The 379-nt window shown below is 59.4% G+C and carries 1 protein-coding gene; it reads left to right on the top strand.

Features of this window, described 5'->3' with window-relative positions:
• The coding region (locus ACK59H_RS23015; protein WP_409265000.1) for an immunoglobulin-like domain-containing protein at positions 1 to 379 on the top strand (379 nt) is incomplete at both ends.

Genomic DNA, 379 nt, shown 5'->3' with positions numbered 1-379 from the left:
ATGACGGTTACCTTGAGCAATGGTGCCGTGATCACCATCGCCAAAGGCCAGACTGAAGGCAGCGTTTCGTTCGATGCGCCAGCCAACACCGTGTATGTCGATGCCGGCAATGTCAGTGTGAATGTCACCGGCACCACCGGTGGTGACTTCGAGAAGCTGGACGTCAGCCCAGCGCCGGCTGTGACCGCAATCACCGATACCATCGATACTTCGACGGTGACCTTGACCGCGACCCCAAGCGTGACCGAAGGCGGCACCGTGGTTTACACCGCCACCGTCAACGCACCGGTTACTGGTGCTCCGCTGGTGATTACTTTGGCTAACGGCCAGACCATCACCATCCCGGTCAACGCCAGCTCTGGCTCGGTTGACTACGTTG

It is taken from the genome of Pseudomonas sp. KCJK9000, from assembly GCF_046230725.1.
Lineage (GTDB): Bacteria > Pseudomonadota > Gammaproteobacteria > Pseudomonadales > Pseudomonadaceae > Aquipseudomonas > Aquipseudomonas promysalinigenes.
Note: the sequence above shows the minus strand (reverse complement) of the source record. Positions and strands in the feature narration are given on the sequence as shown.